Raw genomic sequence first — 22753 nt, 5'->3', positions numbered from 1 at the left:
GAAGGGATAGCGATTAAGCTATCCCTTCATCATTTATTGCCATATACTTCATCTCAAACTGTTAAATCATTTTCTGATTTTATTTGAATGGCTTCTTGTAAGAGCTTTTGGAGAACTGCAGCAAAAATGGCAATTACGATAGAGGAGAAAATAATGATTAGTCCAATTGGAATAAAACTTGGAGGATCAATTTTTTTTGCCATAAGATAGTAGAGTGGCATACCTAGCAAGTATACTGTACCAATTGTGAGGGCATAGTATTTTATATTTTTTAACGAATTAACTGATAATTGCGAGAACGCTTTGTTTTTATCAATGTAACTTAAAAGTTTAAAAGCTTGATATAGAGCAAAGTAAAAGGGTATCGCTGCTACGTACATATCGATTAAAACAAGAGATTTCATATAAGCAATAGCTGGATACAATTCACCAGCGAAATTCCCGATTTTAGGTACTAAAAATATGCACAATGCAAGTACTACTATACCTATAAAAACAATAGCTAGCTTTAAAAAGAGTGTTGTAACTTGTTTCATAAAAAGCACCTCGTTTTATGTAATGACAACATGATTTTAACATATAATTTATCGTTTTAGAATAAATTTATATTGTTTTTAAATTTATTATTATTGTTATTTATATAAATTATTAAATTCGAGAAGAATAATAAGCCTTTCTTACTACAAAGAGAGTCACCTTATGAAATGATTTGTAATATTTTTTACCTTACAAAAATGTAAGGTAAATGTAAGCGAAATCGAAGGAACGAGTTGTAGAAAGATGAGAATATGAAGTAGGAAATAGGTTTATGTTATCTGTATAACCTCTTTAGTTTGAAGAATTAAAAAATTCTTAAGAATTTACATGAGAAAAAGATAAGAAATGTGTGAGAAATTAAATTTATACAAAAGGGATGGAGTGAAAGAGATGTCAACAAATGTAGTTACTGTAGAAAGTGTAGAAAAAACGTATGGGAAAAGAAATGAGAATCAGTCAAAAGCATTAAGGGGTGTGTCATTAAGTATTAAAGAAGGCGAATTTGTCGGGATTATGGGGCCTTCTGGATCTGGAAAGACGACTTTACTGAATGTGATTAGTACATTGGATCAAGCGACAGGTGGCAGTGTGACAATAGCTGGTACAAATATTACTTCTATGAAGGGGAATGCATTATCAGATTTTCGATCTCAAAAATTAGGGTTCATCTTTCAAGATTTTAACTTACTAGAAAACTTATCAATTTATGAAAATATTGCTTTACCACTTTCTCTGCAAGGTGTACCTTCAAGTGAGATTACTGGAAAGGTAAATGAGGTGGCGAAGAAATTAGGAATTACTGAAATTTTAACAAAATATCCAACTGCTGTTTCTGGTGGACAAAAGCAAAGAACAGCGGCAGCACGAGCTTTAGTACATAATCCAGCAATCGTATTAGCAGATGAACCGACAGGAGCGCTTGATAGTAAAAATGCAAAAAGCTTATTAGAAGCGATGCAAGATTTACATGAAAATCACAATGTAAGTATTTTGATGGTAACACACGATGCATTTAGTGCAAGTTATTGTGAGCGTATATTATTTATTCAAGATGGTCTTCTATATAAAGAGTTAAAGCGTCAAGGAAAGCGAGAAGGTTTCTATCAAGATATATTAGGTGTGCTTGCTCATATGGGCTCAGCTGCAGAGTTTAAGTAGGGGGCGAGACTATGTTATTCAAATTATCACGTCATAGTATGAAAAAGATGTTAAAAGATTATATGGTTTTACTTATCGGTCTCGTTATTAGCATTAGTATTTTCTACATGTTCCAAACGATGGCGATGAATAGTGAATTTACGAAAGATAATAGTCTCATTAGTAGTATTAGACTCGTATTTTGGGTAGGTGCCATACTATTATCTTTCATTACTGTATTTTATATTATATATGCCAATTCTTTCTTACTCACATTAAGAAGAAAAGAACTCGGTATGTACATGATGCTCGGAGCGAAAAAGAAAAAAGTAGCACAGTTATTATTTATTGAAACATTCGGTATGGGTATTGTTAGTATTATTATAGGAATTTTAGTAGGGATGTTACTTGCAAGTGTAGCAGGAAATTTTTTAATGAATGGCATGGAGATTTCAGCAAAAGGTAGTTATTCATCTGTATATACACCAGCAATCATAGTTACAGCTATTTTCTTTTTAGTACTATTTTTTATTACTGGTTTAATGAATAGCATCCGTTTATTACGAAAAACAGAACTAGAGCTAATTCGTGAAGATGAAACACTAGATGAAGTGAAGAAAAGCAAAACTCGCATTATTATAATGACTGTACTTGGTGTATTACTAGTAAGTACAGGATACTATTTTATGATAAATATAAAAACGTTTGCTGAACTCGGTTTTATAATAGCAACAATCGTTACAACACTTGGAACATATTTTATCTTTAGTTCATTGCTCCCATTTTTTGTGATGAAAATTAAAGGGAATAAAAAACGAAATGAAACGGGCTTAAATAGTTTTACATATGCACAGCTACGTTTCAGAGTGAATAGCTTATCGAGAGTACTAGGTACTGTAGCAATGTTAATTGCATTGGGCGCAGGTGCGATGACTGCAGGTATGGCATTCCAAAAAAATGTAGGTATTATGACAGACTTCTCACGTGTATATGATGTCGTAATTCATGATCCAAATGAACAAGATACAGCTGCATTAAAAGAAATGGAAATTGTTGAAGAAAGCCAGTACAAGTATAAAGTTGATGGAGAAGCGGTTTATTACTTACGTAACGATTTAACTGCGAAACCGCCACTTGTTTCAGACCACTTTGATACAAAAACTTTAAAAGAGCCTGTTCGTAAACGTGTGACTGAACCTTTAACTGAACCAGTATATTCTGCTTTAGAGTCTCCTGAATTAGCAAAATTTCCTCGTATGCCGAGAGATTGGGAAGATGCAATTGTAAGAGAGATACAAATTACACATAATCAATTTAACGGAAAACCTGTAAGAATTGCAGATGAAGCGCATTATAAAGGAATTCAAGGAACAGAACACACTGTAACATTAGCAAAAGTAGATGATATGAAAAAGTATAAACCGTTGTTGATCGAAATAGATAAGAGACAAAAAGAACAAATTGAAAAAGCAACAGGTACAAAAGTAGACTTGTTTACGAAAATGACAATTTATCAATTTATGAACAGTTTCATGAGCGGAACAATGTTTATGGGGTTTTTCCTCGGAATTGCATTTTTAGCAATGATGGCAAGTTCCCTTATGTTCAAAATATTAACAGGTGCTTCTCGTGATGTACGCCGTTATGAAATGTTACGAAAAATCGGTGTGAGGCGCAGTATGTTAACGAAAAGTATATATAAAGAAATTTCATATTTATTTATCTTCCCAGCAATCATTGGTATTTCCCACGTATTAGTAGGGCTTAACTTATTTAGCTTCATATTAGTTGACCCGTTTGTAAAAGTGTGGGTGCCAATTGGGATTTTCTTAGTCATTTATTTCATCTATTACTGGATAACAGTTCAATTGTATAAAGGAATGGTAATACCGAAAGAAGAAGTAGCTAAATAGTTTATGAAAAGAGTCCTTGTTTGAAAACAAGGGCTTTTTTCTATATTTGTAATACCTGTGATCAAGTTTTTCTACGATTAATGTATTGAAAATTAAGAAAATATTAAGGGTTTATATAGCGGAATGTTAAGAAGTGTATGGGATATTAATAATGTAGTTTTATAGAATTAAATTGTTATTTTTAAAAATTTATAAGAAAGGATGCATCTTATGAAGAAGATAAAAAAATTAATAACATTTATTGGAGTCATAACTACATTAATACTAATGGTAGCGCTAGTATTTCCTACATGGACCTCGCAAATAAAGGGGAAAAACAGTATAAGTACATTAGAGCAAGTAGAGATAAATGGAAGTGATCATGAAATTATGATACGCGGCAAAGATAAGAACAATCCGGTAATTATTTTTGTACATGGTGGACCAGGTACTTCAGAAATACCATATGCTCAAAAGTATCAAAAATTATTGGAAGAGAAATTCACCCTAGTTAATTATGATCAAAGAGGAAGCGGGAAATCGTATCATTTCTTTGAGGACTATTCAAATCTTACATCAGATCTTCTTGTAGAGGATGTATTAGCTATGACAGAGTATATTTCAAAACGTATGGGAAAAGAAAAGGTAATATTGATCGGCCATTCTTACGGTACATATATTGGAATGCAAGCCGCTAACAAAGCTCCTGAAAAATATGAAGCATATGTTGGTATAGGGCAGATGAGTGATACATTAGAAGGTGAGATGGATAGTTTAAAGTTTGTCATAGAAGAAGCGAAAAATGCAGGCAATGAAGAGGAAGTTTTCTATTTAAATGGATTGACTGAAAAAATTAAAAATGGCGATACATACACTCCGCGAAATTATGTTGCGAAATATGGCGGAACATCAAGACTCATTGAAAACCCAGATGGTGATAACATCGGAATGTTACTCAGTAATGAATATAACTTGTTTGACGTAATTCGTTATAACGTTGGATTATCAAAATCTCAAACTGTTTTATTAGAAAAGGATTTAAAGAATCCATTACCTAATAAGGTGAATAAAATGAAGCTACCGCTTTATTTCCTTATGGGGAAATATGATTATAACACTTCATTTCACGCAGCAAAAACATATTTTGATACGGTTGAAGCAGAGCAAAAAGAATTTATTACTTTTGAAAAATCCGCGCATTATCCGCAATTTGAAGAGAAGGAAAAGTTTTATGAGTGGATGTGCGATACATTTGTAAAATAAATAAAGTGTATCCGAACTATAGAGAATTAAAAAAGTTAGCGAGATATATCATAAAAAAGCGAAGTTAAATAAAAAAGACTCTTGTATAAAAAAACAAGAGCCTTTTTTATAATGTTCTCTATATAGAAGGAAAAGATTGGATAATGGTCGAAAAATATAATATAACTTCCGAGAAATGACTAAAATAATACTATTTTGTCGAGAGAAAGGATACGAAGTATGAAAGAAATGCTACAGTTATTTCGCAACAAAGTGTATGCACGTTTTTTTCTAGCGAATATTTTAGAACGACTCGGTTCTATGATTGCTGGAATTTCTTTAATGTTTTACTTGTTAGATCAATACGGAAAACAACCAGTTTACGCAACGATGACACAAATTATGATTGCGTTACCTGCATTAATCTTTTTTCTATTAGTAGGGACAGTAGTGGATCGTTTTGATAGACAACGTATTTGTACGGTAAGTAATATATGTTGTTCGCTCTGTAATATTGGAATCTTAATTTCGCTTTATTACGGGATGATTATACTTGTCTTTATATTTTTATTTTTAGAAAATGCATGTATACAATTTTTCTCTCCATCAGAACAGTCGATGATACAGGGAGTAGTTGAATCAGACCAATACGGTGCAGCAGCGGGTATTAATCAAATGGTAAATAGTTTGTATGCTTTGTTTGGTGTAGGAATTGCAACGATGGTGTACTGGACTTTTGGAATTTACGGGAGCATTTTAGTAAATACGCTTACTTTTATTATGAGTGGTATTTTGATTCAAACGATCTCCATTCCAGAAAAAGTTCGTTTACCAAATGGGAGAACAAAATGGAAAGAAGTTAATTTGAAGATGTTAATAACAGAGTTTAAAGAAGGGATCAAGTATATATACCAAAATGAAACTTTAAAAAAATTACTTTTAGGATTTATCGTGTTTGGTTTATTAAATGGTATTTTAAGCGTATCTACTACTTACATATTAAAATACAAATTGGCACCAGCAACGTATGAAAGTTTAGCAATGGTGGGTGGTGTAGTTGGGGGTATTTCATTACTAATTGGAAGCATAGTAGCAACGAGTATAGGTAAGAAATATGCACCAAAATCTATTATAGTTTTTGGTATGGCAGGCTCAGGAGTCTTCTTTGGTATGTGTTACTTTGTAAATTACGTATGGTCTTTTTATGTATGTATCGCTTTAGCGACATTCTTTTTACCGTTTATTAATGTTGCAATATCGGGCTGGATGTATGAAATTGTAGAAGAGTCATTCATGGGGCGTGTACAAAGCTTGCTTAGTCCATTAACGACAGGATTCCAGCTTTTATCTCTCGGTGCGATAGCAATGTTATTCCCAAAATGGATTCGTGCAGATACATTGTATATTATTTTATTTGGTTTATTATTGTTTGTTACATGTTTATATCAAGCTATTCTACCAAGTGGACAAAAGCAAGTACATGCTGTATCTAAAGAGATGTGATATATTTAGTTTTTAATTTCTGAATATTCTATCGGGTGGTAAGGGGAAATTGTTATGTTGATGCGAATGGTTAAGTGGTGTGGGATTACTTGTTTACAACTAGTAGCTGCAATCTTATGTATACTCTGCCTAGGTGCACTACCGCGTTTATTTAAGGGATTGCAAATTGATTTAATCGGTTTTTGGAATACGATTGTATTTCTTGGAGGGAAGTTACTACAACCAGGTGAAATAACATATGGTTTTCGAGACTCAAGAAAATTATTTCCGCAAATATGGATTCATTATATTGAAACGATGATTGTATTTCTTTCAGCTTTTTTATTCTCGTTGCTTATAGCGTATATACTTGTCGTTTGGGTATTACAGCGTTCTCATATGAAACAGAAAATGTGGAACGGGATTTTTCTTACGCTTGAGAGTATACCAGATATATTACTTATTTTATTATCGCAACTTCTTGTCGTAATTATGTTTCAAAAAACAGGATTTATGCCGATAAAACTGGCTGGATTAGGGGAAGAAAGGATACGTTTGTTACCAATTATATGTCTTACAATACCAACAACATTATTGTTTATTAAACTGTTGTTATTACGGTTTAAAGAAGAATTAGAGAAAGATTATAGTTTGTTTGCCAAGAGTAAAGGGCTAAGCTTACGGTATATTTTGACACATCATATTTCAAGAAATGTTTTATTAACGACAATTTATTACGCGAAAACAAATATTTTATTTATGCTTTCCAATTTATATATTATTGAATGGATATTTAATACATATGGTATGTTTGTTTTTGTGAAAGAAAATTCAAAATTAGAAATATTTACGGTGAGTCTAGTAATATTATACGTACCGCTTTTTATACTATTTCGTATATTACATACGCTTTTACAAAATGTTATAAAGGAGCGTATGTAACATGTGGCAAGTTGTAAAAAGAGATGTGAGATTTTGGATAGGTATTACTTTTTTGAGTGTACTAATGATTGTTAGTATTGGATATACAGTGTTTTTTGATGGGACTATTCGTGAACTTACGATGATGTATAACGAAAAAGGGGAACTAGAGGCAGCACCATTTTCGCCATCAAGTAAATTTTGGTTTGGAAGTGATGTGAAAGGTCGTGACCTTGTTCAATTAATAATAGAAGGTGCAAAATGGACAGTTGGAGCGAGTATAATTATAGCGATTTTACGAGTTATAGTTGGAGGGGGAATTGGTTTACTTCTTGGTATGTATGGTAAACGTTCTTTTCCAGTTATTTCATCCTTTTTTGATCCTTTTAGTATTGTACCGATGGTTATGATTTCTTATTTTATGTTAAATGAAGTATTAACGTTTGATAGTGGAGCAGAAGTTGTGCCGTTATATTTGCGGGTGTCATTTCAAATTATAGTTCTTGTATGTCTTGCTGTACCAACAGTAATGTTGTATGTAGCGCAAGAAGTAAAACGTATTAAGAAAGAAGAATTTATGTTGGCAGCCACTGTGCTCGGCGGTAGTAAGTGGCAGAGGTTGAAGCGCCATATATGGCCTCATATGTTACCGCCATTTCTTTTATTAGTAGCTCAACAATTTGTAAGTACGTTATTACTTCTTTTACATCTTGGTTTGTTACAATTATTTTTCGGCGGAACAATAACCTTCAGTGGAATGGATCCAGATAGTGTAACAAAAGAATGGACTGGCCTAATTGGTCAAAACTTCCGCCATTTAACTACACATACATGGATTGTACTTATACCGATTGCTTTTTATAGTATGACAATTCTCGCAGGAAATCTAGTTAGTAATAGTATGCAAGATGCGATTAAGTTAGGAAATGCGAGAAGGCCAGAGCGGAAAGGTAGAGAAGTGCAAGTAGAGAAACAAGTACAACCAACTACGAATGACTTTTCTTTTTATAGAGAGATACAAAAATAAAAAGATAGCTGAAAACAACTTGTTTTCAGCTATCTTTTTCTGTTTATAGTGGTGGTAAATCAATCTTACCTTCTTCAAATAATTCTTTTATCATATGCTTCGTATAACCAGCGGCTTGACCAAATGTGATTTTTGCTGGCATTGGTGCTTCGTTAGCATCTACAACTACATCAATAATACACGGTTTATTTTGTTTTACTGCATTTTCGAAAGCGGGAAGTAGTTCATCTAAATTCTCAACACGGTATCCAATACCTCCACACGCCTCTGCAAATTTTGCAAAATCAGGGTTCGTTAAGTCTGTTTCGAATTCGATATTACCCATGACTTCTTGCTCGAATTTAATCATCGCAATTTTATTATTGTTTAATACGACGACAACAATTGGTAGTTTATATTTAACAGCTGTTACGAAGTCGTTCATTGTCATTCCAAAACCACCGTCACCACAAACTGCAAATACTTGTTTATCCGGGAATGCAATTTTTCCTGCAAGAGCACCAGGTAAACCGCAACCAAGTGTTGCGAGCCAGCTAGAAATGACAAATTGCTGGTTTGTCATACGGAAGTGCCTTGCGGTCCATACTGTTACATTTCCGACATCGACTGATAGAATTGCGTCATCATGTGCTACTTGCTGCAGGGCATGCATAACGCGTTGTGGTTTAATTGGAATGGAAGAGTCTTCTTCTTGATCGTGTAATTTTTCTTCCCACTTTTTCATCATTTCTTGGTGATATTCTAAGAAGGAATGGTCTGTGTGTTCTTCAACATTTTCAATTAACCATCGTAATGTTTTATCAGCATCACCAGCTAAACCAATATCTGTCGCATAACGTTTCCCGATTTGGGCAGGATCTGTATCGATATGAATTGTTTTTGCTTTTTCAGGTAAGAAGCCGGTGAACGGATAAGAAGTACCGACCATAATTAAAGTATCTGCATGCTTCATTGCTTCATAAGAAGGTTTCGTGCCAATTAATCCTAATCCACCAATACAAAGAGGGTGTTCATCAGGAATAATTCCTTTAGCTGGCAATGTAAGTACGATTGGAGCACCAATATGTTCTGCCAATGCAAGTAAAGATTCTCTCGCATGTTTCGTACCTTTTCCAGCTAAAATAACAGGCTTTTTCGCTTCATTAATTGCGAGTTTTGCAGCATCTAAATCTTCTTCTTGAGGAAATAAATCAGGTAATGTAAAGGAAGTATTTGTAACTCGAGCATCACTTTTTACTTCGAATTTCGGAACATCATCAGGAATTGTAAGAACAGAGACCCCTTTTTTCGTATAAGCCATTCGAATCGCTTGATTCACGACGGCAGGTAGCTGTTCTGCTGACATAATGCGCTGGTTATAAACCGCAACATCATCAAACATTCTTTCTAAATTTACTTCTTGGAAAAAATCCGTCCCGAGTAGATCTGTTTCTACTTGACCTGAAATTGCTAGCACAGGAGCTTTATCGAGTTTTGCATCATATAAACCATTTAATAAATGAATAGCTCCAGGTCCTGCAATTGCCATACAAACACCAAGTTTCCCTGTTAATTTCGCATAAGCAGCAGCTGCTAATGCGCCAGCCTCTTCGTGGCGAACTTGAATAAATTTGATTTTATCTTGTTTTTTTCTTAAAGCTTCAATAATAGAGTTGATAGAATCTCCAGGCATTCCGTATATGTGTTCTACTCCCCAGTCAATTAACAAATCAACTAGTGCTTCACCGGCCGTTTTCCCAAACATAATTGTTCCTCCTTATAGTAGGTAGATAACATTATGTTTTGGAGAAACAGGAAAAATATACAAATGATTATATTTTTAACTTTAATGATGGCCAGTAAATAGTGTAAATACTGTTATTAATAAAAATCCACTAGTTGCCCACATTAAAAATGTAAGGAAAGAAAGCTGTTTCTTTGCCTTCCAAAGCATTTCATGAATTGTAACATAGCCAAGGGAACCGATAGCACTCCCCATAATGAGCCCTTGTAAATGTAGAGCTTTGCCTTCCATTAAAATACCAAAAACCGTACCAGTACCGAGAATAAGAGAAAGTAATAAAGTTGTTAATAAAAAGGAAATATATTTATGCTTTGTAAAAAGAAAGGGGATAATTAATGCTAAGCCTTCAGGTATATGGTGAACGACGATTGCTATTAAGAAAGGTATGGCAGAGTCAGCATGATTAATAAAAGCTGTACCAAGTGCAAATCCACTCGGTATATTATGAATAAATATAGCGAAAGACAGAAAAAGGAAGGTTTGCCATGCTTGTTGATCTTTTGTATGTATCATTGGATGGTGACAATAGTTATCTAATAAGCTCATAACTAAAATACCAATAGCTATACCAAGTATAGGTCCAATCATTTCATAGCTTGAAAATGTTTCAGGAATAATTTCAAGTAGTAAGAGTCCTAGCAAAATACCACCACATAATGCATATAAACGATGCATTTTTTCTTCAATTAGCTGGCGTGTAGCAATGCCAACAGCACCGCCTAATAGTAATCCACCAAATGAAAAAAACGTAACAATCATTGGAATCCATAATCGTTCCATATTATCACACTCCGATTCTTCCACCTTATTTTTAGCTTACGAAAAGGGGAGTTAGATTAGTCCAAGTAATTGTGTTTGATTATAGAGAAAAAACTAATAATTCGTTATAATTTATATATTAAATTTAAGTGGAAATATGAAATGGGGAGTAAATTTTGCAAACAAAGTGGAGTCTATCGGAATATGAAAATCCAAAACGATATGATATAGAAAATAAAAGTTTATCAGATTTTCCGTTTTTACTATCATGGGCACAAAAACTACATATACAAAATGAATGGATTCTAGATATTGCTTGTGGAACAGGAAGAATTACAATTCCATTTATAGAAAACGGATATCAAATGATTGGTGTAGATATACATGAAGGCATGCTTGCTGAAGCAAAGACAAAAACCACGGATTGTAAGAAGGTAAAATGGTTACAACAAGACTGTTTACAATTAAGCATGAATGAAACAATTCCGTTAGCATTTATGGTGGGGCATGGATTCCAGCATTTCCTTACGAATACAGATCAAGATCAGTTATTAACATCTATTCATCACGTATTAGCTGAAAATGGTATATTCATATTCGATACACGTTTTCCTTCAAAAGAAGAATTAATACAGCCATCTACAGAAGAATATTGGACAACTATTAGTGATGAAAAGGGAAGAAAATGTGATTTATATACTGAAATGATATACGATTCAATTCAGCAAATACAGCATTACATAACAACAAGAAGGTTTTATGAGGACGATGTACTAGTAGAAGAACTGAAAACAACGATAGATCTTCGCTATACGTACCCGCAGGAGTTAGAAAGATTATTAGTAGCGAATGGTTTTGAATTATTACATTTATATAATGATTGGGAAGGCAATGAGTTAGGGGAAGATTGCTATTCTATGGTAGTAGTTTGCCGGAAGAAAAAATAGTATTATTTTAAAAGTATGAGTGTAAAAAGCCTTTAAGGAGAGAAAAAGATGTCTTGGTACTTAGATAATGTTTATGAAATAAATAAAGAAGCGCCCTATACATTCTATCTTCCTAGCTCAGAAGTGTTGGAGAAATTAAAGATTGGAGATTTGGTAAAGCTAATTTTTGTATCTAAAAATGAGGAAGAAGATGGATTTAATGGTGAAAGAATGTGGGTTGAAATCATTGAAAGAAATGAGAAGAAGTTTGTAGGGGAACTGAGCAATGAACCATATCGCTTAGATTTAAAAATAGGTGATAAAATTTCATTTGGAATTGAAAATATATGTGATACGGAATATAACGACCCATCTTCAAAAGATTGGGATTTTTATTTTGATACGAAGGTAATTGTTAGTAATGATGTACTTGAAAGAAGAGAATTTAACTTTATGCTTAAGGAGGATTCGAGAGAAGAAGGCGACTCTGGTTGGTCAATTTTAAGTGGCTATGAAAGTGATGACTATGTCAATAATCCTAAAAACTTTCAAATTATTTCAATTGGAGTCATTTTGAATATAGATGATTCTATTTTAAAATTTCTTGAGGAACCACCTTTATGTGCATATGAAAGAAATGATGAAGGTAGATTCCATAAAATTGAAGACTATGATTGGGATGCATATTTAAATGGATAGAAGAAGGTACTACGTATTAAAGAAAATCAGTAATTATTATTTTTGAGCGGGTGAATTATACATGATTGTCTCATTAGGTAAAATAAATATTTTTCTTCCAGATGCTACAACCTCATACTTTTTTATTACGGAGGACTTGGCAGGGATATTAAAAGTTGAAAAAAACTATGATGCATTAAAACAGTTTCGTAAAATACTTAGAAATGAAATAGAAAAAGATTTATATAAGCGTATTGATTTTAGTCAAGATTCTAGTGAGGTAGTAATTCGTACAACTAATGCATTTACTATACTTAAGATTGCTGTAATTATTAATGAATTAATAAATGAAACGATTTCCGAAGTAGAAATTACAGAAGCTGAACATAAACTTCTTTCTCACAAACGTCCTAAAAAGCAAAAGTGGAAAGTGGGGGACATATTTTTATTGAATCTTAGAGATGATACATATGCATTTGGGCAAGTATTACGAAAGTCATATGGTAGTCCGGTTTGTGGATTATTTAATTTGAATACGGAGACTATCCCAACTGTAGCAAAGATTTCAAATCATCCTTTTATCTCTGTATTAACATTGCTTTCAAGTTCATTAGATAAGGGGGATTGGAAGGTAGTAGGGAATATAGATATTAAAATTAATATAGATGAAATTCCTTGGCAACATAGCGGACTTGGTGTTGCTCGCTCGATGAGTTATAGTGATGGTACTCTTCTTGAGTTAGCAAATGCGTATTACGGACTTATACCTTGGAATGTGTATTATAAAGAAGATTATTTTGATGAAATTTTATTATCTCCATTCAAACGTCCTAACATTGCTAAAGTATTATCACCAATAGAAAGAGAGCATTATAGAAATGAAAAAAATTGGAACTAAAACGATAATCTATTCTGTCCTTTGATTATTATCCCGTTTTTCGCAATAACACTAGCTATAACCTATCGAGTGGCATACATAAATTTGTTTAAACTGATTATCAATAAATGGAGGAGTTAATAATGCAACAAATTAAAAAAATAGGAAACTCATTTTGGTATATGACACCAGTTTCTGAAACAGATAGACCTATATTAGGAATGGTTGTTGGACAAGAAAAAACGTTAATGATCGATGCAGGGAATTCAGGGGAACATGCACAATTATTTTTAGAAATGTTAAAAGAACAAAATGTATCGAATCCTGATTTTGTAGCACTAACGCATTGGCATTGGGATCATATTTTTGGATTATCTATATTACAGAATGCATTAACTATTTCGCACGCTGAAACGAAAAAAGAAATGCAGTCAATAGTATCTTATGAATGGACAGATGAAGCGTTGGACGCACGCGTAAAAGAGGGTACGGAAATTGCATTTTGTGCGGATTGCATCAAAAAAGAGTTTGAAGAAAAAGCGAGAAATATTAAAATTATTCTTCCATCCTTAACGTTCCAGGATCAAATTGAATTAGACCTTGGTGAGGTGATCTGCGTGTTAAAACATGTGGGCGGAGATCATGCACATGATTCAGTTGTTATGTACATAAAAGAAGAAAAGATATTGTTTTTAGGAGACTGTATATATGCAGATATTTTTTCTTCGAAGTGGAACTATACGACGAAAAGAACGTTTGCATTAATAGATGAATTAGAAAAATTTGATGCTGAGACATATATTCTCTCTCATGGGGAAGCGATAAATCGAGAGGAGTTTTTACAAGAGATTCGTATGTTAAAAACAGTAGGAACTTATACTGAAATACATAAAGGCGATGAAGGGAAGATAAAGGAAGCGTATAAACGAGACATAAATAGAGAATTAAATGAAGATGAACTAGAAACAATAACGTTTTTTGTAAATGGTTATGAAATGAATAATCAATAAGACACGACATGAATCCAATATAATTAAATTGCACAAAAAGAGTATTGAAATTTAATTCAATACTCTTTTCAATAGTTAAATCTGAAGTAATAAAAATAGTGAAATTAAATCATCTACAACACCATCATGATTGAAGTACACTTTTTTCATCATTGTAATCTCCATCCAATTTGATTTAGTTAGAAATTAAACATGAATTGAGGAAAAGTCATCAATAATTTCGACCACTTCAATTTCGCCATTAATGAGTAGCTCAGGGAGTTTGTTATTCACATTTCCTTTCCAATATTCTCTAGCTTGTTCTATTTTTTGAGAAAAAGGAATAGCATCTTCTTTCGGTAAAAGATTCCCGTCACCTTCAAAAGAATTTCCGATTACTCGTAGTTTAACAATCTGCAAAACTTCTCGATTGTAAGAATCAAATAATGCTTTCCATTTTAAAGCATCTTCATAGCTTTTAGCGGCATATAAACAAGACAACCTTGATGGATAATCAGGATATTCTTGCAGCCTAACCATTTCCACAATCGTTTCTCTAATGGCTCTAATTGTTTGATCCATGTAATTCATAACTACTGTAGCATTTTCATTCTTTATATGTAATTCTTCATTTGTATAATGTTCTTTTAAAATTTGTATAGAATCTTCACCACTAGAATTCAAATGTTCTCTTTCAAAAAAGAAGTGGAATAGCGTATTAGTTTGATTTTTATTAAATTGAATGCTTTGTCCGATCTTCATTTTTTTCCTTGTTACGATATGATATACGAAAAATCCTTGTTCATTCATGTTTCTCCTCCTAGTAGTAATGTTTAAATTTAGTAATTCAACATTGAAATATATAAAACCTTTATAAGTAAAAGTAAGAATTTGAGTTGAAAGTAAAGAAAATATATGAAAACGGTTTAAATTTGTTCACAAAATGTTCACTTACGAAGAGGTTTCCAATATCGATATAATGACAAAGACTCAAAGAGAAAGGATGATGAATTTTGCCAACAACAAGAAAAGAAAACCTCCAATTTGGTATGATGATGTGCCTTGGGATGGTTATCGTAATGACGTTTTACAATTTACTAATGAATGGATCAGGAGGGCCAATTCATATTAAGGAGATTGCATTAGAACTATTAATCGGATTCATTATTGCACTATTAATTGAAATAAGTATTGTTGGACCTTGTGCGAAAAAAATTGTATTCATGTTGCCGTTTGATAAATCGAAGAAAATAAATATTATAGTTGCGATGGCGACAACTATGGTAATCGGAATGGTTTTCTTTATGTCATTTTTCGGTATGGCTATGATGTATTTACATAATGGACTACATGGTGACTCATTCGTTTCAATGTATTTCTCAATTTTTATTAAAAACTTCATTATGGCGTATCCATTGCAATTAATTATTATGGGGCCGCTTGTGCGTTTTTTATTTGGAAAGTTTGTTTTGAAGAATAAAGTTGTAAAAGTAGTGTAAAATGATTCAATTTATTCGATTATAAAAATTTAATAATGTAAATATACTCTGTGGTATGTAAAAAGAGGGTTGCAAATGCAACCTTCTTTTTACGTTTCTATAAGCTATACCGTGGCAAGGAATATAATATATATAAGAATATGTGCATTGATAGGATTATTGTTTGGATTGAACCAAATCAAAAAAGGATTGTACGTTTTGAGGGCTTGAAAAATTGTCAAATACAATAAAATCGTCTCCATGGTTCATAGTTATTTTTTTGATAAAGGGGATCGCAGACATCTCTAATACAACTCCATCCGTATGACTGAAATCTTCTATTTTAGTGTATTCGAATTCCCATTTTAGTCCTTTTCCAAACATGGCATCAGAGCAGAACAATAATTTTTTATTTGTAGCAGCTAAAATACCAGATCTGCTCATATAGCCAAAATGTATTACGCAGTAGAGAGTAGAAAGAATATCTTCCTCACTGTTTAAGTGTTCTTTTATTGTTCCTAGATTCGCCTTCATGATCAGGCCTCCTTATTGTTGAAAGTAAAGTGTAAAGTTTTCATATCTATTTTATCATATATTAATCTTTTTTGATTTTATATCCTATAATTAAAAAATCCCTTTAGAATGGAAATAGGTAGTGCTGATTTTCATGTAAGGGATGAAAAGAGAGAGGGAAGCCTTCTAGTTTTTGTACAATAAAAAGCAAGGAGTAGTGGTGTATGTGTGTGTACCATAATGCAAAGATATTTTAGTTAGAAGCGATGAAGTTCGCGGAACATGTTACAAAGAAAATTAGCTCAGCCTTTCTATGACAAATTCGTTGGTAGTTATAAGGAACTTTGAACTAAGAAAAGCCCCCACTCAATTAAGCTCGTTAAGAGGTACTAAGTGGGGGAGTCGACTATATAAGGTATTAATATGTTACTTCTCAAACCGCAAATGAACAAACTTCAACATCTTTATTAAGTTTACAATTCGTATCATTATACGCGTACTTCCATCCCAACCTTTATTTGTAGGTATATTTTTAAAGAAAGGGGAGTAGCTTAATACTTTTATTGTAGAGGACCATTTTTCTATTGATTTTGGATTGTTTACGTAAAAATACATCATAGCACCATTATTACCGGATTTCTTTACAGTAGTATTCGAAATATTCAGTGCGAACTTTGATTCAGCGTCAAAATATAATTCTCCTTCAGGGAAACGTTTTGACATAGCGACTACGATCTTTTTTAAATCTTCTTCTTTAAAGTAATAAAACACACCTGCTGATATGAAAAGAATGCCGTCATTTTGATTATATTTTATATCATCAAACCAAGAAGTATCAAAAAATGATTTAGCTATACTAGTATTCCTTGGTGTATCATCAATTAAAGTTTTGCGAAAAGAGATTGCATCGGGCAAATCAAGGTTGTACCAATGTATTGTACCGTTATCGATTCTTGAAAAAGTAGTGTCTAGTCCGGAACCGATGTTTACAATAGTAGCTTTCGGGTGTTTTATTATAAATTGTTTTATCGTATCGTCAATTTTTCGTGCACGGGTAATGTATGTGATACATCCGTATTCTCCAAATGTATTTTCTATTGTTGAGAAGTCAAAATCACATTCTTTAATAATTCGAATAGCCTCTATATCATCTAAAATATCCTTATTTTTCTCACTGCCATATGCTCTTCCCCATAGTGGAATAAGCATCGTACCTTGTACGGATTGTAAATCTAATTCTTTAACCATGAAACAACCTCCGTTTAGTAATAAACAATATATTTAGTTGTTATTTAACATTTTTGAGAGCATTGTATTTGTTTTATATAGTCCATAAGTTAAATCCCGCCTATCTTCTTCAGATAACTTTTCGAGATTTACTGTGAAATTATTATATATTTGTTTCCATCTTTCATAATGTACTTTTTCAGCTTTTTCTGTTAGAGAGATTAATATAGCTCTTTTGTCTACCATATCTTGCTTTTTTATGATGTATCCGTTTTGTTCTAAGTTACGCACTGTTACACTTAATTGTTGTTTAGGGATGTTTAAATAACTAGCAATCATTTTTAAGTTTACAGGCACCTTTTGCTGGGCGATATACTCTACTACGTGTTGTTCTAAATGTGTAAATTCTGAGGATTTCTCCGATAGTAATTTAAAAGTACCTGACATATTTAATAATAAATTCATGTATTCGTTTAATAATTCGTTTTGGGTCATTGTTTTTGATTCCTTTATGAGTTTAGTAATTATTTTATTACTAAATTAACTATAATTCAATTTAAATTACTCTTTATAGTAAATAAAGGTTTACTAATAACTGTTTTTTAAAAGTTATGTGGACTGAATTATGAGGGGGCGATAAGTGGTTTTAGGCAAGGAGAATATAACCGAATATAAAATATTACTAAACATACGTAACTAATGAATACAATGTCTTTTTCAGTTATTATGTTGTAAATCATTTTATGATAAAATCTTTTACATAATTTAATAAAGGGGTAGTATTCTATGGGTTATTTCTCAAATGGTTTATTAGTTGTGTTTGTGCTTATCGTATGTAGTTGTATAATTTTTGGTTAATAATATAATGAGAGTCTTATATAAAAGAAGTTATTTCAAGTGAGATAACTTCTTTTTATTTTATGTTGAGAAGGAATTCTATCTTTCTTATTGAAGTTTGTTCTAGTTATTTTCACGTCAATCGCAATTTTCATTAGGGGAATTTTATGAAACATTAACAAACTATAGAATAGGGAGTATTTACATGGAAAATAGTATACGCTACACAAGTGAACCTCCCACAGATTTTAATGGATTATTAGCCTTATACGAATCTTTAGGATGGAATTCTCTTAAATTAACGGTGGATGAATTGGAACAAATGTGTAAACAAAGTTGGTATGTAATATATGCATTTAAAGAGCAACAATTAATTGGTATGGGGCGTATTATATCAGATGGTATAATTACGGGCATTATTTGTGGTGTTTGTGTAATGCCAGAGTATCAGTATATTGGTATTGGAAAAGAAATAGTGAAACGATTAATCCATCACTGTGAACAAAACAAGGTTATCCCGCAACTTATGTGTGTGGAAAAATTGCAATCTTATTATGAATCTATAGGGTTTGAAGCATTCTCTATTGGGATGACAAAACATATTATGAGATAGCGGCGCTTTATATTTTCAGTTTACTCGTACATATTTTCAAACTGCAGTATAAAGGAGAGTTATTGTATGGAGATTGCTAAAGGAGTAGAAATGTTACAACTTGAGTTTCAAGAATTTATAATTCACCCAATTCTTTTATGGGATGATGAAATGGCAGTTTTAATAGATACTGGTTTCCCTGGACAATTTGAAGATATTCAAGTAGAGATGGAGAGAGTTGGGGTATCTTTTGATAAGCTAAAAGTTGTGATTTTAACGCATCAGGATATAGATCATATAGGTAGCCTGCCTGAATTATTGGAGAAAGGTGTAAACGATATTAAAGTTTATGCACACGAGCTAGATAAACCATATATTGAAGGGGAGTTTCCTTTATTGAAAGATGGACAAATAAAGAGTCCACCAAGTGGAAAAGTAAGTGATACTGTGATTGACGGGCAAGAACTTCCATATTGCGGTGGGATACTAATTCTACATACTCCAGGGCATACTCCGGGGCATATTAGTTTATATTTGAAACAAAGTAAAACTCTTATTGCAGGAGACTCGCTGTATAGTGTGAATGGAAAGTTAGGAGGAATTCACGCCCCAACAACTTTAAATATTAAAGAAGCGCAGCAGTCTTTGAAGAAGTATTTAAATTTAGAAATTAAAACGGTAGTTTGTTATCACGGGGGATTATGTAAGGAGAATATATATGAACAAATTCAAAAATTATAGAAGATGAAGATAATTTTTGAATTTGTTAATTAATGCTAAAGTATAATCTGATTATTAGTATATAAAAGGGCATGTTTGAAAAAAATTCAAACATGCTTTTTTATTAAAGGAAATCTGTTTAATATGAATGACCTAATCCGTTCCAATAAAAAGAAACGATTTCTTGTGCTAATTCATCTATATTTGTAAGAATAGGATTGTCATTTTCATCTTTAAAATTTCCAATTGATAATAAAGATACGAATGCATGAGCAGTAAATGTAGCATTTCCTTTCGGTATTTCTCCAAGTTGCATTGCATTATCGAGTGCTTTTTCTAATACTTCATACATGTTGTCTTCAGCATTTTTTAATTGTTTCAATTGTTCTTCAGATAAAGATAGTTTTGCATCTTTCATAAAATTCTTCATATCAATATCCATCGTTGCGTGTAAGTAGATTTTAGCGAAGTCCAATAATCTTTCTTTTAAAGTCTTATTTGTAGAAAGGATTTGAGACATATTTTCTCGTATACGTACCATCATTTGAATCATAGTAGCGGTAAATAAATCTGCTTTTGTTGAATAGTAATAGTAGACGGTTGCTTTCGTAACACCACAAACTTTTGCGACTTCATCCATGGAAACGACTTGATAATTTTGAGTAAGAAATAGCCGAGTTGCCACTTCCAAAATGGTTTCTTTTGTGGATTTTGTATTTTTATTTTGACGAGGCCTTCCAAGAGGACGTTGTTTTTGTTCCAAATCTATTCGCTCCTGACATGTATTGTTGAGATAATTATAACACAAATTTTTATTCATTCTTGATTAATTAACCGACCAGTATATATAATTAATAGTGGAAGAGAAAAGGAAGGTGGGTTTTTATGAAAAAGCACCCGTTACATATGTTAGGGAGGCTTGTAGCAGGGAAGCATACGCAATGGATAACTTTATCGGTATGGATTCTTATTACATTAGTACTTTCATTTACGTTACCACAAGTAAACAGTACGAAAGAACCGAATCCGAAAAATTTACCTGAAACAGCTATGTCACAGCAAGCGGAAGCACTTATGAAAAAAGAGTTTCCGAATAATGCGGGGAATCCTTTGTTAGTAGTATGGTATAGGGATGGTGGATTACAGTCACAAGATTATAAACTGATACAAGACGTTTATAAAGAGTTAAAAGCTAGTCCTTTAAAGGAACAATCAACGTTACCACCATTTGATACCATCCCGGAACAAGTATTATCAAAAAGTGCATCACAAGATGGTACCTCATTTGTTACACCAGTATTCTTTAATAAATCGGCTGGAACAGATATATTAAAAGGAAATCTTGAAGATTTAAGAAAGATAGTGAATAGTAAGGTCGATGAAGATCCATTCAAACAAAAAATAAGTGACTCTGGTTTACATGTTCGATTATCTGGACCTGTAGGTATTCAAACAGATGCAGTTAGTTTATTTAGTCAAGCAGATGTGAAATTGTTAGTTGCTACTGTATTACTCGTATTGGTTCTATTAATTTTACTGTACCGTTCACCAATTTTAGCAATTTTACCTTTACTTGTTGTTGGCTTTGCATACGGTATTATTAGTCCGACACTTGGTTTTTTAGCTGATCACGGATGGATTAAAGTAGATGCACAGGCGATATCAATTATGACTGTACTATTGTTTGGTGCTGGGACGGATTATTGTCTATTTTTAATTTCGAGATATCGAGAATACTTGCTAGAAGAAGAAAGTAAGTATAAGGCGCTACAACTTGCAATTAAAGCTTCTGGCGGGGCAATAATAATGAGTGCGTTAACTGTTGTACTTGGGTTAGGAACATTATTACTTGCTCATTATGGTGCCTTTCATCGATTTGCAGTGCCATTTAGTGTTGCTGTATTCATAATGGGAATTGCTGCTTTAACAATTTTACCAGCGTTATTATTAATTTTCGGTAGAGCTGCATTCTTCCCGTTTATACCGAGAACCGCTTCGATGAATGAGGAATTTACAAGAAAGAAAAAGAGAGTCGTAAAAGTTAAAAAATCAAAAGGCGCCTTTAGTAAAAAACTTGGAGATGTGGTAGTACGAAGACCGTGGACAATCATTATGCTCACTGTATTTGTATTAGGTGGATTGGCTTCATATGTACCACGTATTCAATACACATATGACCTATTAGAATCGTTTCCAAAAGATATGCCTTCACGCGAAGGGTTTACGTTAATTAGTGATCATTTTTCAGCTGGTGAATTAGCGCCAGTAAAAGTTGTTGTTGATACGAAAGGAAAAGAGCTTCCTATTAAACAAGAACTCGAGAAGTTTTCTTTCGTAAAAACAGTGAAAGATCCAAAAGAGGGGAAAGAAAATAAGCAAATTAAAATGTATGAGGTTTCTTTAGCTGAAAATCCATACTCCATTGAAGCGTTAGATCAAATTCCTAAATTGAAAAACAGTGTAGAAAAAGTATTAAAAAATGCTGGGGTTAGTAATGCAGAAGAACAACTATGGATTGGCGGAGAAACAGCGTCATTATATGATACTAAGCAAATTACGGAACGTGATGAAGCAGTTATCATTCCAGTAATGATTAGTATTATAGCTTTACTATTACTTGTTTACTTACGATCGATTGTTGCGATGATTTATTTAATTGTAACTGTTGTATTATCATTTTTCTCTGCATTAGGAGCAGGATGGATATTACTTCACTTCGGTATGGGAGCACCGGCCATTCAAGGCGCAATACCGTTATATGCATTTGTATTTTTAGTTGCTTTAGGTGAAGATTATAATATCTTTATGGTTTCAGAAATATGGAAAAACAGAAAGACACAAAATCATTTGGATGCAGTAAAAAATGGGGTTATACAAACAGGTAGTGTCATTACATCAGCAGGTTTAATTTTAGCAGGAACTTTTGCGGTATTAGGTACACTTCCAATTCAAGTTCTTGTTCAATTTGGTATTGTAACTGCAATTGGTGTATTACTAGATACGTTTATTGTAAGACCATTACTTGTACCAGCAATAACAGTTGTTTTAGGTCGCTTTGCTTTTTGGCCAGGGAAACTTTCGAGAAAGAGTGAAGAGATACAAAAAGTGGATGCATAGTTGAAAAAGCCAAGGATAT

General features: G+C 32.7%; 22 protein-coding genes and 1 pseudogene. 14 read left to right on the top strand and 9 right to left on the bottom strand.

Features of this window, described 5'->3' with window-relative positions; translation table 11 throughout:
- Positions 1-53 precede the first annotated feature (53 nt).
- The gene (locus ACTFRS_RS06745) at positions 54-536 is read right to left on the bottom strand and encodes a DUF2975 domain-containing protein (RefSeq protein WP_000815892.1); all 483 of its coding nucleotides are present in this window, start codon (positions 534-536) and stop codon (positions 54-56) included.
- A 391-nt stretch (positions 537-927) separates the two neighbouring features.
- Here ACTFRS_RS06745 and ACTFRS_RS06740 point away from each other — a divergent pair, with 391 nt between their 5' ends.
- The 6 genes from ACTFRS_RS06740 to ACTFRS_RS06715 all read left to right on the top strand — a co-directional run bounded on the left by ACTFRS_RS06740 (position 928) and on the right by ACTFRS_RS06715 (position 8238).
- Positions 928-1695, top strand: coding sequence for an ABC transporter ATP-binding protein (locus tag ACTFRS_RS06740; RefSeq protein WP_440023885.1), 768 nt, complete (start codon positions 928-930; stop codon positions 1693-1695).
- Positions 1696-1706: 11 nt separating this feature from the next.
- Entirely contained in the window at positions 1707-3587 is a 1881-nt protein-coding gene (locus tag ACTFRS_RS06735) for an FtsX-like permease family protein (protein WP_242293624.1), read from the top strand.
- A gap of 210 nt (positions 3588-3797) precedes the next feature.
- A complete protein-coding gene (locus tag ACTFRS_RS06730; protein ID WP_242293623.1) occupies positions 3798-4829 on the top strand; it encodes an alpha/beta hydrolase in 1032 nt (343 codons plus the stop codon).
- A 210-nt stretch (positions 4830-5039) separates the two neighbouring features.
- Positions 5040-6311 carry an MFS transporter gene (locus ACTFRS_RS06725; RefSeq protein ID WP_313897258.1) on the top strand — a complete coding sequence of 424 codons (1272 nt, stop codon included), beginning with the start codon at positions 5040-5042 and terminating at the stop codon, positions 6309-6311.
- A gap of 54 nt (positions 6312-6365) precedes the next feature.
- A complete protein-coding gene (locus ACTFRS_RS06720) occupies positions 6366-7232 on the top strand; it encodes an ABC transporter permease subunit (protein WP_242293621.1) in 867 nt (288 codons plus the stop codon).
- Position 7233: 1 nt separating this feature from the next.
- A complete protein-coding gene (locus ACTFRS_RS06715; protein ID WP_242293620.1) occupies positions 7234-8238 on the top strand; it encodes an ABC transporter permease subunit in 1005 nt (334 codons plus the stop codon).
- A 43-nt stretch (positions 8239-8281) separates the two neighbouring features.
- Here ACTFRS_RS06715 and ACTFRS_RS06710 read toward each other — a convergent pair whose 3' ends face one another.
- Positions 8282-9982 (bottom strand): pyruvate oxidase, encoded by a 1701-nt coding sequence (locus tag ACTFRS_RS06710; protein ID WP_440023888.1) that lies wholly within the window; start codon positions 9980-9982, stop codon positions 8282-8284.
- Between the two features lie 81 nt (positions 9983-10063).
- A complete protein-coding gene (locus ACTFRS_RS06705; RefSeq protein WP_242293619.1) occupies positions 10064-10801 on the bottom strand; it encodes a ZIP family metal transporter in 738 nt (245 codons plus the stop codon).
- Positions 10802-10956: 155 nt separating this feature from the next.
- Between ACTFRS_RS06705 and ACTFRS_RS06700 the strand changes: the two genes are divergently transcribed.
- From ACTFRS_RS06700 to ACTFRS_RS06685, 4 genes are all read left to right on the top strand, one after another.
- On the top strand, positions 10957-11727 hold the full coding sequence (locus tag ACTFRS_RS06700) for a class I SAM-dependent methyltransferase (RefSeq protein WP_242293618.1): 771 nt from the start codon (positions 10957-10959) through the stop codon (positions 11725-11727).
- Between the two features lie 48 nt (positions 11728-11775).
- Entirely contained in the window at positions 11776-12405 is a 630-nt protein-coding gene (locus ACTFRS_RS06695; protein WP_242293617.1) for an immunity protein Imm33 domain-containing protein, read from the top strand.
- A 61-nt stretch (positions 12406-12466) separates the two neighbouring features.
- Entirely contained in the window at positions 12467-13282 is an 816-nt protein-coding gene (locus ACTFRS_RS06690; protein ID WP_139867184.1) for an Imm26 family immunity protein, read from the top strand.
- Positions 13283-13404: 122 nt separating this feature from the next.
- Positions 13405-14271, top strand: coding sequence for an MBL fold metallo-hydrolase (locus ACTFRS_RS06685; RefSeq protein WP_242293616.1), 867 nt, complete (start codon positions 13405-13407; stop codon positions 14269-14271).
- 78 nt (positions 14272-14349) lie between these two features.
- On the opposite strand, the pseudogene ACTFRS_RS06680 reads toward ACTFRS_RS06685, so the two are convergent.
- Positions 14350-14424: pseudogene (locus ACTFRS_RS06680) on the bottom strand (nucleoside hydrolase); the annotation flags it as partial.
- 33 nt (positions 14425-14457) lie between these two features.
- The gene (locus tag ACTFRS_RS06675; RefSeq protein ID WP_139867180.1) at positions 14458-15060 is read right to left on the bottom strand and encodes a DUF2441 domain-containing protein; all 603 of its coding nucleotides are present in this window, start codon (positions 15058-15060) and stop codon (positions 14458-14460) included.
- A 203-nt stretch (positions 15061-15263) separates the two neighbouring features.
- Between ACTFRS_RS06675 and ACTFRS_RS06670 the strand changes: the two genes are divergently transcribed.
- Complete coding sequence (locus ACTFRS_RS06670) at positions 15264-15749, top strand: DUF2798 domain-containing protein (RefSeq protein WP_139867178.1); 486 nt, start codon at positions 15264-15266, stop codon at positions 15747-15749.
- 156 nt (positions 15750-15905) lie between these two features.
- Here ACTFRS_RS06670 and ACTFRS_RS06665 read toward each other — a convergent pair whose 3' ends face one another.
- The 3 genes from ACTFRS_RS06665 to ACTFRS_RS06655 form a co-directional block, all read right to left on the bottom strand.
- Positions 15906-16262: a PH domain-containing protein gene (locus ACTFRS_RS06665; RefSeq protein ID WP_139867176.1), complete on the bottom strand. Its 357-nt coding sequence runs from the start codon at positions 16260-16262 to the stop codon at positions 15906-15908.
- A 405-nt stretch (positions 16263-16667) separates the two neighbouring features.
- On the bottom strand, positions 16668-17489 hold the full coding sequence (locus tag ACTFRS_RS06660) for a class I SAM-dependent methyltransferase (RefSeq protein ID WP_139867174.1): 822 nt from the start codon (positions 17487-17489) through the stop codon (positions 16668-16670).
- A gap of 33 nt (positions 17490-17522) precedes the next feature.
- On the bottom strand, positions 17523-17963 hold the full coding sequence (locus ACTFRS_RS06655) for a MarR family winged helix-turn-helix transcriptional regulator (protein WP_029438216.1): 441 nt from the start codon (positions 17961-17963) through the stop codon (positions 17523-17525).
- 547 nt (positions 17964-18510) lie between these two features.
- Here ACTFRS_RS06655 and ACTFRS_RS06650 point away from each other — a divergent pair.
- Together ACTFRS_RS06650 and ACTFRS_RS06645 are read left to right on the top strand one after the other, a co-directional pair.
- Positions 18511-18918: a GNAT family N-acetyltransferase gene (locus tag ACTFRS_RS06650; RefSeq protein WP_139867172.1), complete on the top strand. Its 408-nt coding sequence runs from the start codon at positions 18511-18513 to the stop codon at positions 18916-18918.
- Between the two features lie 66 nt (positions 18919-18984).
- Positions 18985-19638 (top strand): MBL fold metallo-hydrolase, encoded by a 654-nt coding sequence (locus ACTFRS_RS06645; protein ID WP_139867170.1) that lies wholly within the window; start codon positions 18985-18987, stop codon positions 19636-19638.
- A 118-nt stretch (positions 19639-19756) separates the two neighbouring features.
- On the opposite strand, the gene ACTFRS_RS06640 is transcribed toward ACTFRS_RS06645, so the two are convergent.
- Positions 19757-20380 (bottom strand): TetR/AcrR family transcriptional regulator, encoded by a 624-nt coding sequence (locus ACTFRS_RS06640; protein WP_242293615.1) that lies wholly within the window; start codon positions 20378-20380, stop codon positions 19757-19759.
- A 122-nt stretch (positions 20381-20502) separates the two neighbouring features.
- On the opposite strand from ACTFRS_RS06640, the gene ACTFRS_RS06635 reads away from it, so the two are divergent.
- The gene (locus ACTFRS_RS06635) at positions 20503-22734 is read left to right on the top strand and encodes an MMPL family transporter (protein ID WP_242293614.1); all 2232 of its coding nucleotides are present in this window, start codon (positions 20503-20505) and stop codon (positions 22732-22734) included.
- Positions 22735-22753 lie beyond the last annotated feature (19 nt).

The sequence above is a fragment of the Bacillus cereus group sp. MYBK139-1 genome (assembly GCF_051916915.1).
Lineage (GTDB): Bacteria > Bacillota > Bacilli > Bacillales > Bacillaceae_G > Bacillus_A > Bacillus_A pacificus.
The sequence above is the reverse complement of the archived record's forward strand: the minus strand, read 5'-3'. Positions and strand labels throughout refer to the sequence as shown.